This is a genomic window from Bradyrhizobium sp. CCBAU 51627, assembly GCF_028128765.1.
GTDB lineage: Bacteria > Pseudomonadota > Alphaproteobacteria > Rhizobiales > Xanthobacteraceae > Bradyrhizobium.
In genome coordinates this window covers 1-1,231 of sequence record NZ_LBJG01000053.1, presented here as the reverse complement: position 1 = coordinate 1,231, position 1,231 = coordinate 1, and the positions used below count along the sequence as shown (strand labels likewise).

Annotated in this window: 1 protein-coding gene; it reads right to left on the bottom strand. The window is 66.3% G+C overall.

Annotation, left to right across the window (positions count from 1 at the left end; translation table 11 throughout):
- Window positions 1-1,229 (bottom strand): chemotaxis protein CheA (locus XH88_RS25665; RefSeq protein ID WP_271671035.1); only part of this gene is annotated, 1,229 nt, incomplete at its 3' end.
- Window positions 1,230-1,231: the final 2 nt, after the last annotated feature.

Here is a 1,231-nt window from a genome sequence, read left to right as displayed (position 1 = left end):
TCGGCGATGCAGATGATGATGTGGCCGCCCTCGTGATAGGCGGACAGGCGAATGGTGCCCTGCTCGCCCTTGCCGCTGGCGAGGCGCTCGGCGGGGGTCTCCAGGCCGTGATCGGCCGAGTTGCGCACCATGTGGGTGAGCGGGTCCTTGATCAGGTCGAGCACCTGGCGGTCGAGCTCGGTGTCGGCGCCGTGCATCTCCAGCTCGATCTGCTTGCCGAGTTCGGATGAGAGATCGCGGACGATGCGGGGCAGCTTCTGCCAGGCATTGCCGATCGGCTGCATGCGCGTCTTCATGACGCCTTCCTGCAGCTCGGCGGTGACGTTGGAGAGGCGCTGCAGCGGCACCTTGAACTCGGTGTCCTCGTTGCGCCTCGAGATCTCCAAGAGCTGGTTGCGGGTCAGGACCAGCTCGGAGACCATGGTCATCAGGTGCTCCAGCGTATCCACGTTGACGCGGATCGACTGGTTGGCGATGCTGGCGCCTTCGCCGGCCCCTTCGTCGGCCATCGACTTCTTCGGCGCGGCCTTCTCCTTGGCGGGCTTTGCAGCGTCCTTATTCGCTTCCTTGGCCGCGGGCGCTGCAGCGGCCGGAGCCGGCTCGGCCGTCACCTCGACCTTGGCAACAGGTGCGGGGACCGGCGCTTCGATCGCGGTCTCGCGGAAGGCGCGCTCGAGCTCGTCGAGCGAGACTTCGCCCGGACGCAACGGGCGCTCCAGCGTCTGCTCGATCAGCGTACCCGTGGTCATCTCCTTGGCGGGAGCAGGCGCTGCGGCAGCTGGCGCTTCCGGCACCAGCGGAGGCGCTTCGGCAACGGAAGCGGGAGCCGCAGCGCCGGCCGCCATGGCGGCCATGCCCTGCTCGACCATCGCTTCCAGCTTGTCGATGAGATCGCGGTCGTTGCCCTCGGGCTCGGCTTCGGTCGCCTCGAGGCCAGCCAGAATCTCCTTGATGCGGTCGATCGAGGACAGGATCACCGTCACGGCCTGGCCGGTCACCGGCATGCCGTCGCGGAATTTGCCCATCAAGGTCTCGCCGGCATGTGCCAGCGCTTCAAGCCGCGGCAGGCCGAGGAAGCCGCAGGTGCCCTTGATGGTGTGGACCAGGCGGAAGATGTTATCCAGGATCTTGGCGTTGTTCGGCTCCTGCTCGAACTTCACCAGCTGATTGTCCACGGTGTCCAGGCTCTCGCTGGTCTCCGTCAGAAACTCCCGCAACAGATCATCCATGA